The sequence below is a fragment of the Streptomyces sp. NPDC104381 genome, from assembly GCF_055583745.1.
Genome location: NZ_JBVJNK010000009.1, coordinates 109,003 through 123,173, shown reverse-complemented (window position 1 = coordinate 123,173; position 14,171 = coordinate 109,003). Strand labels below are relative to the sequence as shown.

The following is a 14,171-nucleotide window of genomic DNA, read 5'->3' as shown; positions in this document are numbered from 1 at the left end:
CTACTTCCCCCTGGGCATAGAGCTGGCCACCAGGTCGCGCCCAACAGAGTGAGCCGTCGCGGTCTGTGTGGAGGCGGAACCTTTGTAGTCATTGACCTGGTCGGGCGACAACCCTGCCGCTCTGCCGCCTGCATCGACCGCCGCCACGGCTGCGTTCTTTGCTGCAGATTCCGAGTCCGTGTAGCCAGTCCCGGACTCTCGGCGCGCCTCACCTGAAGTGTCCTTCTCTGCACTTTTCAGTGCAGATTCGGTAACATCCTCCTGCATCCAACCCACTACGTCGCCGGCCAGGGGGACCATTTCCAGGTACTTGGCACCGGCCGCCGTGAGGACGCGATTCGTCCATTTTGCATTTTCTTCCGTTCCCTTATCGTATTCCTCTGCTTCGTGAGATTTCGCCTCATGAACCGCCTGAGCTCTAGCCTCAGTCATCATTCCCGCGATCTCCCCTCCAGGATGAACAGCATTGCGTACCGCCTCACCCATGTCGTGGTGGTTCTCGGGATGGCTGAATGCATCACTGACCAGCGCCGTCGTGTAAGCCTGCTGTGCGTTCGTGATCGCGCCGTAGGCTTGCGGGTCCTGTGCTACAGAGCCGAGGAACCCTGCCATCTGTGACTTTTCGAACTCCGCCAGTTTCCCGAACGGCTTGATCTGACCGGCCCCGTTCTCTGCCGTGGCCTGCAAATCCGGCATGTACTCGGCGGCCATGTTCCCGAACTGCTGGGAGAGCCCGTTGAGCGGGCCAGGTGGGTCGCCGGGCTTGGCGGCCACGAGTTCGGGCTCCGCGCCGATCTTCTCCACGACCTGCTCCATGACCGCGGCCATGGCCTTGCTGTGGGAGACCGGCGGTGCGTCGTCATCACCCGGCACGCGGCCGGTGACCGCCGCCTCCAGGGCGTTACCCATGGCCGTCTGACCAGGGGTTCCCTCCCCGTTGACTGTCGCGTCGTACCAGTCCGCCGTCGGCTTCTTGTCGAGCATGTACTCGACCACGCCCTGCGCGTCCTTGCCCTTGATCTCGGCGTCCGACAGCGTGACGATGCCGTCCTTGTTGGTGTCCTCCCGGATTCCCTCGTTGAAGAACTCCGTGGACGCAGCTGGATTGTTGCTCATCGCTTCCATGAGGCCGGTCATCGGGTTGAAGCCCTTTCCACCGGTCTCGTCGAGGTTGATGGCCATCTTCAGGTCGTGCGGCAGGTTCTGGGACCAGATCTCCGGACTCTTCTTGTCCAGCGCCACCATGTCGCGGCCCACCGTGGTGAGGAAGTCCTTGTCGTACGTCCCCTCCCGGAGAAGCGCTCCGAGCGCTTGGTAGCCGTAGACCTTGGTGCCGAAACCCGTCACGTCCGACACGTCCATCTCCTTACGGCCGGCCTTCAGGAGTTGTGTGGTCCAGGCGGCATCCAGATGGTTCGGCGTCGAAGTCTGGGTGGCCAGGCCGAGCATCGCCCCCATGTCGTTCTGCATGTTGCGGACCATGGTGGCCCGGTCCTGGCCGAGGGGGCCGAGCGATGTCGCGTCCAGGGACATCTTCGTATAGGCCTCAAGCGTTCCCTCCGCACCGAGCCTGCGGTAGAAACCGGTGGCGAACTCGGGATCGTCGCGGTTGTCGTCGATGAGGTCTTCGAGTGCCTTGAGCGCCTTCACGTTGCGGGCGGTGCCGCCTTCGCCCGTGACGGTCTTCATCAGGTCGGCGGCGCGGTCCACCTGTTCCGCGTCAAGGCTGGAGAACTTGGGCGCGCCGAAGTCCTTGCCGTCCCGCACATTGGCCAGAAGGGCCCGGTTCAGCGATTCGTCGGCGTCGGAGCAGTCCTCGACGAGCCGGTCGATCCGCTTCTGCCAAGCGGCCACGGCGGTTTTCTGCTTACGCAGAGCCTCCGGATAGTCGGGGTCGTTGCGCGCGCCGGCGTCGCTCTCCAGGTCGTACCGGGGCGACACCTTCCCTGCGGCACTGATCAGGATTTCGGCTTTCCCCGCCTCCTCGTCCCTGATCCTGACGAGCTCATCCCTGGCGATCTTGAAGGAGGTGTGGGCATCCGCGAGCAGCAGCTTGATGCCCTTGGCCTCGGTCGCCGCGTCCTCGATCTCCTTGGCCGTCTTGGAAATGAAGGGTTTGGTGACGCCCGCGTTCACGCCGTCCCAGTCGGCCTTGTCCGCTTTCGCTTTCATACCGTTACGGGCCTCGTCGGCAAGGGTCTCCAGCTTGGTGACCATCTCCGCCCAGTCATCAGCGGCAGCCTTCAACTTGGCCACAGGGGCATTCACTACGTCCGCGTACGTCAGTCCCGACTTCACTTCTTTGCTCCCCCGACCACTACTCCCACGACTGTCACGAGCCTCTCACCCCCTGTGCTCGCACTGGCCCCCGGGCTGCCCAGTTGGCGGAAACTCAACGGATGCAGGGTCGGATGAAGTCCGCCCTTCCCTGTATCCGGACCCCACCGCCGACGGCTCGGCGTTGCGGATGTCTTGCGCGATCAGGGATGGCGGGCGGTCGGTCAGCCGCTGACCGCACCCGCCACGAATGCGGCCCAAGCGGCGGGGGTGACGGTGAAGGTCGGGCCGTCGGTGACTTTGGAGTCACGGACGTGGACGGTGTGCGGGCAGGCGGCGATCTCTACGCAGGTCGCACCCTCATTGCCGCTGTAGCTGGACTTGAACCAGGTCAGTCCGGTGGCGTGGTAGCTCACAATTGCCCCATCTTCTTCTCGATGATCTCTGCGGATTCCCAGGGGTTATGTGCCTGAGCCCGCAAGGTACCGAAGAGGTCGAACAGGTCGACGACCTTGTCCGGTTGCGAGATGAACTTATCCCCGCCACATGCCTCCACGTACACGAACGCGCGTCCCTCCGCCGGGGAGATCAGGTTCATGGACCCCATCAGTCCCGCATGAGTGTGCTGCGCTGTCGGCATCACCTGCACTGTCAAGTGGTTGTAGCGCTCGATGCAGTCGAGCATGTGCCGCAGTTGCGCCTTCATCACCTCCGGCCCGCCCAAGCACCGTTCCAACACCGACTCCTCCACAACGAATCCGATGTGCGGAGGCGGCGTGCGCGTCAGAATCGCCTGCCGTTCCAGCCTCGCTTCCACGCGGCGGAGGACCTCGGACTCCGTGTACGCGGGCACCCGCACGCGGTGCAGTGCATAGGCGTACGCCTCGGACTGGAGCAGGCCTGGCATCACCATCGCCTCGTACCCGTTGATGACCCGCGCGGTCCGCTCAGACTGTGCCCAGCCCACGAACTTCGGCGGATACTTCTCCTCGTCCAGCATGTCGCAGCACTCCCCCAGAGTGCCGTTCGCGGCGAACAGCTCATCGGCCGCCAGCAACAGACCGATCGACGGAATCCGTTCCGCGCGTTCCACCGCACCCATCAGCGACTCCGAGATCAGCAAGCCCTGCGCCGCCGTCTTCTGCGTGAACCCGGCACGCACCCGGTGGACGCGAATCAGCTCCCCCACGAGCCGCCGAATATGGGATACCTCGGTCTTCCCCACAAACTCACCACCGTTCCCCACACTGCACCGATGTGGATCGTGTCCCCCTGGTCACGGTACGCAGTCACCGCGATGCTCATTGCCATGACGAGCAAGAAGCTCCCCGAATGGGTACCCGCATCGGGGCTCCAACTCCGCCTCATCGGCATTCACTTCGACGCCATCCGGCTGCGCGGCTTCCGGGGGGAGGCGGTGCTGCACCACCTCGCCGCCCTCACGGACGGCGATCCGGGGCCCGTCGTGCGGGAGATCGCGGGGGCGCGGTGGACGTACTTCCTGCTGGAACCGGGCGCCAGCCAGGACTTCGACTGGCCGCCCGGCGCGAAGTGCTTCGGCCCGGCGGCCCGCGACCAGTACGTCGGGATTCCGGCCGCCCACGGCAACACGTATCCGCTGAGCTGGCGGTGCGGGCCTCCGCAGGACGGGGACTTCGTGGACGCGGAGCTGCTGTACGGGCTGGTGGTGGCCCAACTCGCCCCTGAGGCCCTGCACGTAGCCGACGCGTGATTGCTCAGGGAGTACGCATCAGGTTGCGGAGGCTCGCGACGAGGGCCGGGACGTCGCGTTCGACCTCGGCGGGCGTCGCATCTTCGGCCGATGTGGTCGCGCAGGCGCGGCACAGGCCGTCCGGGAGCGCTGCGGCCGGCCCGGGGCGGCCGCATTCGGTGCACTCGACCAGGACGCTACGGACCGTGGCGCCCGGTGCCGGTGCGGGTGCCGTGGGCAGGTGGGGCGGCATCTTGTCGGTGAGGCGGCGGCGTACCAGGCCGATGGGCGATCCGATGCGCTCGGGCAGTCCGGCGGTGAGCGCCGAGGTCAGGTAGTCGGCGCTGACACCGCGCGTGAACCATGCGGCGGCGAGCGGTTCCAGTGCGGCGCAGTCGGCGGCGGAGAGGGCCAGGCGGGGTTCTCTGCGGCCGAGTTCGGCGAGGGTGAGGTAGGCGGGGGAAGGGGGCGCGACAGCCGTGGGGGTGCCTTCGCCGGGCTCGCGATCCGGCGCCGGGGGCGGCGTGGGCGCGTTCGGGCCGGGCCGCCGCTGTTGGGGTACGACCGCCGGTTCGGCAGAGGGTGCCCGCTCCGGGGCAGCGTCCGCCTCGCCTGCGAGCCTGGCGGCCCACCACTCGTTGTCGTGGGCGGTCCGGGACCAGTAGGTGAGCGTCACCCACCGGCACTGACCGGCGCCTTCCACCCGGCAGCGCACACGACGCAGATGTCCGGCCAGGGCGAGGGCGCGCAGTGCGGTGCCGATGGCCATCTGGCCGTACAGGGGGAGGTCCTTGGCCAGCGACTTGATGTCCATGGCAGCGCCGTCGGGCAGGTGGTCGACGTACCCGGCGACGTAACGCTCGCGCTCGGGCAGGAGGTCGAAGGCGCCCGCACCGGCGGGGCCTTGGGCTGGGACGGTCTGCTTACCGTAGCCGGGGTGCGCCTTGCGGTACGGGCGCGAGGCTGCGGGGGCGGGCGGGGCGGAGCTAAGCTGCTGGGTAGCCACGAGATCGTCTTTCTTTGGTGTGCGATCTTGGGTCAGACCCCGGCCGGTGCTGCTAACACCGCGTCGGGGTCGTCTCATTGGGGGCACCGTATGCAGTCGCGACTCTCCGCTGCAACTCGATCACGATTAGTCATACTTGCTGGCCGTGACGGGGTGGGAGGGAGGGGAGGTTTCCCCAAAAGCCCTTACCTACCCCCCGGATGAACAACACCGCTCGAACCTCGGCCCTCGCGTCTCAGCCCTCGAAGCCCGAAGCTCAAGCGTCGGCCCCGCAGGCATCCCCCGACCCCGAACGAGTGATAGCGCCACACCCGGCACTCGACCCCCGAGACTCGGGGCCCGAGCGCCGGGGTCATGATCCGGCCTCGCGAAGCAGCATCTACTTCGGCGTGAGATCAGGCGTCGCGGGCAGCCCCGCGTTGTCCTCGCAGCCCAACTCCTTCACCACGGAGAGGGCCCCGGTGTGAAGGATCTCCAGATTGGCGTCACGGGTCTCAGGGGTGTCCGGGGCATCGCTCTCCCCCACCGTGAAGCTCCCGTAGACGCGAAGGGGTTCGGTCTCCGAGCCCTTGAGCCGCGGACTCACGCACTCGAGGTAGAGCGAGGCTCCGGTGGCCCTCGCCTCGGACCTCTTGCCCATCGTGTAGGACACCGTGCCGGGGTCGGTCCTCAGGTCCTTCACGTCCTGCGGGGCGTACATGGAGAACTTGACCTTCGCGCCGTCGCCCGCTCCGCCGCCCTTGGGGCTGAGCTCGCACAGGGCCGCACCCGTGGCCGAGCTGCGCCCGGACTCGTATCCGTCCGTCAGCGCTTCCACGACGTCCTTCAGGCCCTCGTCGCTCCGGTTGAAGAACTCCGAGTCCGCCGTGACCGTCTCGACCTTCTTCGCCAGGGACGCATCGAACAGACCGCCGCAGACCTTGTCGGCCCCTACGAAGGTCTCCTCGGTGCTCTTGCCCTCCGCGTCCGAGCCGCAGGCCGCCAGGCCCGCCCCCGCGGCCACGACCAGGCCGACGACGGCTGCCAGGCGCCCTGCCCGTGCCAGTCCCACGCTCTTCATCCCTCCACCGGTACCCATGTTCTCGTCAGCCCGTTTCCGGATCCTGGCCCTGCTGGTTCTCCCGCTCGTTACCGGTCGAATAGCCGTTCCTCATGGACTCCTTCATGTCCTGACGGAACTCCTTGTCCTCCTTCGAGTCCCCGGTGTTGCGGTCGAGGAAGTCCTCCATGGGCGCTTCGGCAGTGGACTCGCCGGCCCGATAGATCTTGTTCCATTCCTCCCTGGTCAGCTCCTCGGCCTTCTCCTTGCTCTTGTCGACCGAGTTGTCCGAGATGTCACCGATGAACTGCCCCGCGAGCTGCTCCACCCCACTGCTGGCCGTGTCGGTGGCCAGGGGGATGAGCACGGCGGCCGTCCCGACCGCCGCGGTGGCCGGCAGGAAGGCGACGCCCGCGGCGATGCCCGCCGCCGCGCCGAACTCGACCCATCCGGAGCGCTTTTCGACGGCCTTCTCGTAGTCCTCGTGGCTCTTCATGTTGTCGGCCTGGACCTGGTCGGCCCGGGACTGGTCGAGCATGCCCTGGACCTCCGCACCGACGTGCACGGCATTCCGGGCGCTGCCCTTGTCGATCACGCCGTTGGAGTCGACCTGGTTCTCCAGCACACTCCGCGTGTACACCTCTTCCGCGGCCGAGACCGTCGCATAGGCGTCCGGGTGCTGGCCGAGGGCGCTGAGGAAGCCGCGAGTGATGCTCCTGCCCTCCGTGTCATCCTCGAAGTCGATGTGACCCTTCGAGTCCTTCGGGGCGAACACACTGTCCGTGTCGCCCTTGTCCAGGGCCCAGTTGATGTCGTCGATGTAGCCGGCGCCCATGGTGCCCAGACTGTCGGACATCGCCTCCTGCTGCTTGAGCAGGCCGGCGTCCGCCCCGTACTTCTCCATGACCTGCTGCATGACCGCCGCGTTGTCGTCGTCCCGCACCACGCTTCCATCCGGGTGCCCGGCCGGGTAGCCCAACGTCGCGGCCTCCAGGGCGTGCCCCAGCGCGTCGGGCATGTGGTCGAGGGAGCCCTTGAGCTCTTTCTCGTCGAGCGAGTTGACGTCCCCGAAGGACTCCCACTTCTCGTTGCCGAAGAAGTCGAGATAGTTGTCGACTCCCTTGCCGAGGTCGGCCGTGGCGCCCTTGTTGACCGTGCCGTCCTCGTTGTACGCGGTCGGCGGGTCGTTGAAGAAGTGCTTGGCCGCGTCCGGGCTGTTGCCGAGCGCCTCCAGCATGGCGGTCGTCGGGTCGTAACCCGCGCCGTTGACGCCGGAGGGGTTGAACGGGTTCTTGAACGGGCTGTTCACCACCTTGTTGTCGGCGAACATGTACGGGTCCTTCTGGTGCAGCTGTGCCACATGCTCGGCGATCGGGTTGAGGAACGACTTGTCGTAGTTCCCGTACCGCATGATGCCGCCGAGCAGCTGGTAGCCGTACGGCCCGTTGTAGTCGTTCTTGGCCAGCGGGATACGTTCCGTACCCATCTTGCGGAGCTCGGGGCCCCACTTCTCGCTGAAGTCCTTGTCGTGGGAGGCGGTGGCCAGGTTGAGCCCCAGGTTCTTCTGGAGCGCCTGGACGTCCTTGAGCCGCTCCTTGTCGAGCTTTCCGTACTCGTACGTGTCCGTGGAGAGCTGACCGAAGAACGCCAGGGACTTCTCCGGGCCGAGCTTCTCGTAGAAGTTCTTCGAGAACTCCACCGACTTGCTGTTGTCCGCCAGAAGTTCGTTGAGCTGCTGAAGCTCGGTGTGGGTGATGTCGCGCCCCTTGGAAGCCAGCGCGGCGGCCCGGGCGGCCTCCTCCTGGTCCATCTTCGTGTACTTCGGGGCGCTGAAGTCCTTGCGGTCGGTGACGTTGGCCTCAAGGGAGTTCTTGAAGGACACATCGGTGTCGTTGCAGTTGTCGACGATCAGGTCGATCTTCTTCTGCCAGGCAGCGATGTTTTCCTTCTCCTGCTGCACCAGAGCGGGATAGTCGGGGTCGTGGGCCTTCTGCTGGGCGGGTATGTCCGCGACCGGGTGGCGTGCGGTGACCTTTCCGTTTCCGTCCACCTTGATCCCGGCGGCGGGGCCTTCGTGGTCCCGGATGTCGATCAGGTCGTCCTTGGCCTTCTTGATGGCCGTGTGACCCTCTTCGAGGATCTGCTTCACGCCCTTGGCCTCGGCTGCGGCGTCCGAGACCTCCTTGGCCGTCTTGCTGACGAAGGCCTTGGTGACCCCGGCGTTGAGGCCCTCCCACTCCGCCTTGTCCGCCTTGGCCTTCATCCCGTCGGTGGCCTCGGTGGCGAGCTTCTCCAGATCGCCCGCCATCTTCGACCAGTCGTCGGCCGCGGCCTTCAGCTTCGCCACGGGGGCGTCGATTATGTCCTCGTACTTGAGCGAACCCATGTCTCCGCGCCCCCTACTTCATGTATTCCGTGAGCTTGGAGATCGGCGCCAGATCTCCCTCGATCTTCACGTCGTCCTTCGCGTGCTGGGCCTTCGTGAAATCCAGGTGGTTCGAAATGTGCGCCAGAGAATCCAGCAGGGTCTTCAGATGCGTGTTCCAGCGGTCATGCACCTTGAGTACCGCCGAACCACTGGCGAAGTTGCCGTTGGTGAGCGCGATCGCCGCTTCGAAGGTGGCCGGGCGGGCGTGGTCGCCCTCTCGCGATACCTTCACCCGCAGGTCATAGGCGTCATTTCCGATAGCGCCGAGATCATCCCGGTTGACCACCAGATCACCGGAACCGCCGCTGCCACCCTCGGCCGGGGCACTGTTGATCTGCATGGCGCCCCGTGCGGCCGCGGCGGCACGTAGTTCCGCCCATTCCTGTTCGAAGCTCACGAATATCCCCCAAGTCCGTCCCTACAGACCGCTACGTCCGAGACAGGCGGTCACCGATCTTCTCACCGTATCGGTTTCCTCTTCACCGGCAATGAGCGGACAGGAATCCCGGACGAGGGGCCCGTACGACGTCTCGACGAAACGGGTCGGGGACGAACGCCTACGAGATCTCGGCACAAGCCGTCAGGTCACGACTTCGGCGTAGCCGCCACCGCCGCCTGGGGTCGGATCGGGAGGCGGTTGACCGGGCGGCCGGTGGCGGCGCGGACCGCTGAGGCCACCGCTGCCGGGGACGTCACCACCGGGGCCGCCGAGGCCGGCTTGGCGCCGAAGGGGGCCACCACGTCGCGTTCCTCGATCAGCTTGACGATGCGGATGTCCGGGGCGTCCAGGGACGTCGGCAGTGCGTACCCGGTGAGGTCCGGGTGGCGGATCAGGCCGCGGGCGGTGCGGAGGTTCTCCGTGAGGGCCGCGCCGATGCCCTGGGTGACGCCCGCCTCGATGCGGGTCGCCAGCTGGGACGGGTTGAGGACCCGGCCGACGTCCTGGGCGACGGCCATCTCGACCACGCGGACCGAGCCGAGCTCGATGTCGACGTCGACCACCGCGCGGACCGCGCAGAAGGCCAGGCCCACGAACGCGTCGCCCTGGCCCGACTCGTCGAGGGGCTCCGTGGGGTGCGGGCGGCACTGGGCGGTGGCCCAGAGCTCCTTGCCGTCCATCGCCTCCGTCACCGTCGTGGACAGCACACCGTCGTACGAGGTGATCTTGCCGTCGGCGATCTGGAGGAGCTCCGTGGACATCCCGAACTTGTGCGCCAGGGGCTGGAGGAGCTGCGTGCGGACCATCTTGGCGGCGCGTTCGACGGCGCCGCCCGAGACCCAGGTGTGCCGGCCGTGGGTCGCCGGGCCCGCGGGGGGCTGGTCGGTGTCCACCGCCGCCACATGGACCTCTTCGATACCCAGGGTCTCCTGGACGATCTGGCGCGCGAGCGTGGTGAACCCCTGCCCGGTCTCGACGGCCGCGCAGATGACGGTGGCGACGCCGTCGTGGACCCGGACCGTGGCCGTGGAGACCTCGTCGGCGCCCTCGGCGCCGAGCATGTGGACCATGCCGAGGGCGTAGCCGACACCCCTGCGTACGGCCCCGGGCTCGCCGGCGCCCTCCGGGCCGCCGGGGAGCAGCCAGTCGTCCTCCGGGGAGTCCTTGGGGAGCGCGGGGAGCGGGAAGTCGCGCAGCTCGCCGAGGAGTTCGGCGACGGGCGCGGGGCAGGTCACGGTCTGGCTGGTGGGCAGGATGTCGCCCGTGGACAGGGCGTTGCGCAGGCGGAGTTCGACCGGGTCGATGCCCAGCTTCGCCGCCAGCTTGTCCATCTGGCCCTCGTACGCGGCGCAGACCTGCATCGCGCCCTCGCCGCGCACGTGCCCGGACGGCGGGTTGTTCGTACGGACCGCCCAGCCCTCGATGAAGGCGTGCGGGACGACGTACGGGCCGCAGGCGAAGGCCACGGCGGCGGCCAGGGACTCGGACGAGGAGTCGGCGTACGCGCCCGCGTCGAGGAGGATCTGCGCCTCGACCTTGACCAGCCTGCCCTCGGTGTCCGCGTGGTGGCGGTAGCGCAGCAGGGTGGGGTGGCGGTGGGCGTGCCCGAGGAACGACTCCTCGCGGGTGGCGGCCAGTTTGACGGGGCAGCCGGTGCGCAGGGCGAGCAGGCCAAGCGGGATCTGGAAGCCCGGGTCCTCCCGGTCGCCGGTCGCTCCGGGGACACCGGTCACGACGACCTTGACCCGCTCGGGGTCCAGGCCGAAGCAGGCGGCGGCCAGGTCGCGGTCGGTGTGCGGGTCGGTGGACGCCGTGTAGAGCTCGACGCCGCCGTCGGGCCGGGGCACGGCGAGGCCGGCCTCCGCGCCGATCGGGGCGGGGTCCTGCCGGCCGATGCGGTACAGGCCCTCGACGATGACCTCGCCGACGGTGTCCGGGTCGCCGTAGCGCAGCGGGATGTGGCGGATGAGGTTGCCGTCGGGGTGCAGCGGTTCGGCGGCGAAGGCCTTCTCGGGGTCGGTGACCGGTTCGAGGACCTCGTACTCGACGGCGATCGCCGCGGCTGCCAGCCGGGCGGTGTCGGGGTGGTCCGCCGCGACGGCGGCGATGGCCTCGCCGTGGTGGCGTACGAGCTCGGCGGCGAACACGGGCCGGTCGACGACGCGGCGCCCGTACGAGCCGTCCCCGGGGATGTCCTCGTGGGTGACGACGGCCCGCACCCCGGGCATCCCGGCGGCGGCCGTCGTGTCGATCGACAGGATGCGCGCGTGCGGGTGCGGGGAGCGCAGCACAGCGGCCCACAGGAGCCCCTCGGCCCACAGGTCGGCCGCGTACGGGAAGGTCCCCTCCGTCTTGGCGCGGGCGTCGGCGGGCGGCAGGGAGGTGCCGAGGCCGAGCGCGGGCGGCTCCTGGTCCGGGGTGGGGCCCTCGGGCGGCGGCGTCGTGCGCGTGGTGCTGGTCGCGGTGGCTGCGTCGCTGGTCACGCCGCCTCCTTGTCGTTCGCTCCGCTGTGCTGGCGGCTGTTGGTGGGGGTGACCGGTGGTGCGGGAGACGGCGCGGTGTTCACCGGACGTCTCCCTCGTGCTCGTGTGCCTGGACGCTGCCCGCGCCGGGGGCCGCCTGGTGCGGGATGCGCGGTCCGTCGTCGTCCGGGGTGGCCGCCGCCGCGTCCGCGGTCGCCTCCCGGCCCTCGACGACCTCGCGTACGGCGTCGAGCACACCCCGGTAGCCGGAACACCGGCAGAGGTTGCCGCACAGGGCCTGGCGGGTCTCCAGCTCGCTGGGGGCGTGGTTGCCCTCCAGGAGGTCGTGGACGGTCATGGCCATCCCGGGGATGCAGAAGCCGCACTGGACGGCGCCGCACTCGGCCAGGGCCCGCTGGACGTCGGAGGGTTCGCCGTCCACCGCGAGCCCCTCGACCGTACGGACCTCGCTGCCGGCCGTGGTGGCGGCGGGAACCAGGCAGGAGGCCACGAGCCGGCCGTCGACCTGGACGTTGCAGGCACCGCACTCGCCCTGCGAACAGCCGTCCTTGGCGCCGGCGAGGCCGAGGCGCTCCCGGAGCACGTACAGCAGGGACTCACCGATCCAGGCGTCGCTGACGGGCCGGTCCACGCCGTTCACATGGAGGACGTACGACGCCGCCGGGTGCTCGCTGGGGGCGGCGGTGCCGGGGGGCTCCTCCGTGGGCACGGGGCCGTGTCCGGCGACCGGGTGCGGGTCGGAGCCGAGGGCCGCGTCGGGACCGGCCTCGGGTGCCTCGGCCGGCGGCTCCACGGCCTCCGGCGCGGAGTCCGGGCCGGCGGCCACCGGGGGCTCATCGGCGGTTTCCGGCTCGCCGGCGGGGGCGGCCTGCTCATCGACGAACCCGGAGGGCTCGGGGGTCTCGGCGGTCCCGGCGTCCTCGGTAGCGGGCGCGGTGTGCTCGGCGGCGGTCTCAGGGGCCTCCGCGGCGGGCTCCGCGTGCTCCGGAGCCTCCGGGGCCTCCAGGGGGCCCGGTGCGGGCTCGGCGGGCCCGTGCGGGGCCTCCTCCACGGCGGGTGCGGGCTCGGGCGCCGGCTGCGTCGCCCATGGCGCGGGCGCGCCGCCCGGCAGGGTGGCCGGGGCGCCTTCCGTGTACCACTGGGCGGCCATCGCCGACGACGCGAACTCGCCGGACTCCTCCGGGAGATCACCGTTCGCCACCGGGATCGTCCACTCGCCGGTGTGCCCGGCGGGCTCGGGAGCCGGTTCGGGCTCGGGCTCGGCGGGGACGGCCTCGGTGAAGTTCCACTGGGCCGTGGTGGACGACGTCTGCCCGTACTGCGAGGTGTCCGGGTACGGCTGCTGGTACGGGTCCTGCTGCTGGTTCGGGTCGGGCCAGTGCACCGCCTCCGGCGCGGGCTCCGTCCCCGTGGAGTGGCCAGCGGCCCGCTCCTGCTGGCTCTGCGTCTGCACGACCCAGCTGCCCGTCGCCGCCGGGTCGAGCCCGGCGGCCGGGGTCAGCGGCAGGATCATCGGCGGGACGTAGCTGTGCCCGGGGGCGGCCAGCGGGTCGTTCCCCAGGTCGGCGAGGTCCTCCGGGGGCAGGTGGACGAAGGCGGTCGCCTCGGCGTCGTACTCACCGCCCTGAGGGGTCGGCTGCCAGCCTGCGTACGGATCGGGCTGCCCGTGCTGCTGCTCGGGGTTCTCCTCATTGCTCACGACAGTGCCCTCCCCAGTGCGCGTCGGGCGAGCGCGGCGACCGTGCGCCGCAGGTGCAGGACGGCGGGCGACAGCGGAGGTGCCTCTCCCCCGTCGTCCGGTGGAGCCTGGTCCGGGATGCAGGCCGCCGCGACGTACTCGCCGAAGGCGGCCAGCGCGTCGGGGGCCAGGCCGCGTTCGCCGTCCCAGTCGATCAGGGAGGCGATCCAGCGTTCGGCCTCCAGGGGCCTCAGCGGCATCGGGGCGATCGCGCCGACCGCGCAGCGCACCCCGCGCCGCGCCGGGTCCAGGACGATCGCGACGGAGGCGGTGGCGCGGCCGGGGCCGGTGCGGCCGGTCGCCTTGAGGAAGACCTGGGGGGCGTGCAGCAGCGGTACGCGGACGAAGCCGATCAGCTCGGCGGGTTCGAGCATCTCGCGGCCCGCGAGCAGGTGCGAGACGGGGATCTCACGGCGGCCGCCCCCGGGCCCCGCGATGACCAGCTCGGCCTCCAGGGCGGCCAGCACCGGCAGGGCGTCGCCGGTCGGGGCGGCGGTGGCGATGTTCCCGCCGAGCGTCCCGGCGTTACGGATCTGGGGCGGGCCCGCGGCGCGCGCGGAGGCGGCCAGCGCGGGGATGAGCGCGGCGAAGTCGGGCCGGCCCATGCGCGCGTGGGTGAGCCCGGCTCCGAGCAGCGCGTGGCCGTCCTGGTAGTGCCAGCCGCGCAGCTCGCTGATCCGGCCGAGGCCGACCAGCCCCGAGGGCCGCAGGAGCCCCTTGTTGACGGCCGCCATGAGGTCCGTGCCCCCGGCGACGGGGACGGCTGCGGGCATGGCGCCGAGAGCCGCCACGGCCTCGTCGAGCGAGGCCGGGAGCGTCACCGACTGCATCGCCTGCGGTGCGTGCGTGGTCAACCCAGCTGCCCCTTCCCGGTGTCCCGGCAGTCCCGCCTGTCCGCCGTACGGTACGTGCTCACGGCCGGGACGTGGCAACTCTGGCACATCTTCCGGGCTGTCCGACGCGAGGGTCCACGAAGGGTGTTTCCGTCCCCGACCAGGGGAAAAGTAACCTTTGGCAGTCCTTCTGCCCTGCGCACGAATTGGCACTCTT

At 69.5% G+C, this 14,171-nt stretch carries 11 protein-coding genes; 1 reads left to right on the top strand and 10 read right to left on the bottom strand.

Annotation, left to right across the window (positions count from 1 at the left end; all coding sequences use genetic code 11):
• The 3 genes from ACZ607_RS29520 to ACZ607_RS29510 form a co-directional block, all read right to left on the bottom strand.
• Positions 1 to 2,256, bottom strand: coding sequence for a DUF6571 family protein (locus tag ACZ607_RS29520; protein WP_469739616.1), 2,256 nt, complete (start codon positions 2,254 to 2,256; stop codon positions 1 to 3).
• Between the two features lie 245 nt (positions 2,257 to 2,501).
• Positions 2,502 to 2,693, bottom strand: coding sequence for a DUF397 domain-containing protein (locus ACZ607_RS29515; RefSeq protein WP_469739613.1), 192 nt, complete (start codon positions 2,691 to 2,693; stop codon positions 2,502 to 2,504).
• Positions 2,690 to 3,502: a helix-turn-helix domain-containing protein gene (locus tag ACZ607_RS29510; RefSeq protein WP_469739611.1), complete on the bottom strand. Its 813-nt coding sequence runs from the start codon at positions 3,500 to 3,502 to the stop codon at positions 2,690 to 2,692. The genes ACZ607_RS29515 and ACZ607_RS29510 overlap by 4 nt, the downstream gene beginning before the upstream one ends.
• A gap of 84 nt (positions 3,503 to 3,586) precedes the next feature.
• Between ACZ607_RS29510 and ACZ607_RS29505 the strand changes: the two genes are divergently transcribed.
• A complete protein-coding gene (locus ACZ607_RS29505; RefSeq protein ID WP_469739609.1) occupies positions 3,587 to 4,009 on the top strand; it encodes a hypothetical protein in 423 nt (140 codons plus the stop codon).
• A gap of 4 nt (positions 4,010 to 4,013) precedes the next feature.
• Here the strand turns inward: ACZ607_RS29505 and ACZ607_RS29500 are convergent, their stop codons facing one another.
• From ACZ607_RS29500 to ACZ607_RS29470, 7 genes are all read right to left on the bottom strand, one after another.
• Positions 4,014 to 4,994, bottom strand: coding sequence for a MarR family transcriptional regulator (locus ACZ607_RS29500; protein ID WP_469739607.1), 981 nt, complete (start codon positions 4,992 to 4,994; stop codon positions 4,014 to 4,016).
• A gap of 379 nt (positions 4,995 to 5,373) precedes the next feature.
• A complete protein-coding gene (locus tag ACZ607_RS29495) occupies positions 5,374 to 6,054 on the bottom strand; it encodes a hypothetical protein (protein ID WP_469739605.1) in 681 nt (226 codons plus the stop codon).
• Positions 6,055 to 6,079: 25 nt separating this feature from the next.
• The gene (locus ACZ607_RS29490) at positions 6,080 to 8,419 is read right to left on the bottom strand and encodes a hypothetical protein (protein ID WP_469739603.1); all 2,340 of its coding nucleotides are present in this window, start codon (positions 8,417 to 8,419) and stop codon (positions 6,080 to 6,082) included.
• Between the two features lie 13 nt (positions 8,420 to 8,432).
• Complete coding sequence (locus tag ACZ607_RS29485; RefSeq protein ID WP_469739601.1) at positions 8,433 to 8,858, bottom strand: hypothetical protein; 426 nt, start codon at positions 8,856 to 8,858, stop codon at positions 8,433 to 8,435.
• A 188-nt stretch (positions 8,859 to 9,046) separates the two neighbouring features.
• On the bottom strand, positions 9,047 to 11,383 hold the full coding sequence (locus tag ACZ607_RS29480) for a xanthine dehydrogenase family protein molybdopterin-binding subunit (protein ID WP_469739599.1): 2,337 nt from the start codon (positions 11,381 to 11,383) through the stop codon (positions 9,047 to 9,049).
• A gap of 79 nt (positions 11,384 to 11,462) precedes the next feature.
• Positions 11,463 to 13,082, bottom strand: coding sequence for a (2Fe-2S)-binding protein (locus tag ACZ607_RS29475; protein WP_469739597.1), 1,620 nt, complete (start codon positions 13,080 to 13,082; stop codon positions 11,463 to 11,465).
• Complete coding sequence (locus tag ACZ607_RS29470; protein WP_469739595.1) at positions 13,079 to 13,975, bottom strand: FAD binding domain-containing protein; 897 nt, start codon at positions 13,973 to 13,975, stop codon at positions 13,079 to 13,081. The genes ACZ607_RS29475 and ACZ607_RS29470 overlap by 4 nt, the downstream gene beginning before the upstream one ends.
• Positions 13,976 to 14,171 lie beyond the last annotated feature (196 nt).

What these genes read in the sequence shown, in the direction of transcription:
- ACZ607_RS29505 (WP_469739609.1), top strand. Translation starts at nt 3,587, where the DNA reads ATGACGAGCAAGAAGCTCCCCGAATGGGTACCCGCATCGGGGCTCCAA.
- ACZ607_RS29495 (WP_469739605.1), bottom strand. Translation starts at nt 6,054, where the DNA reads ATGAAGAGCGTGGGACTGGCACGGGCAGGGCGCCTGGCAGCCGTCGTC.
- ACZ607_RS29490 (WP_469739603.1), bottom strand. Translation starts at nt 8,419, where the DNA reads ATGGGTTCGCTCAAGTACGAGGACATAATCGACGCCCCCGTGGCGAAG.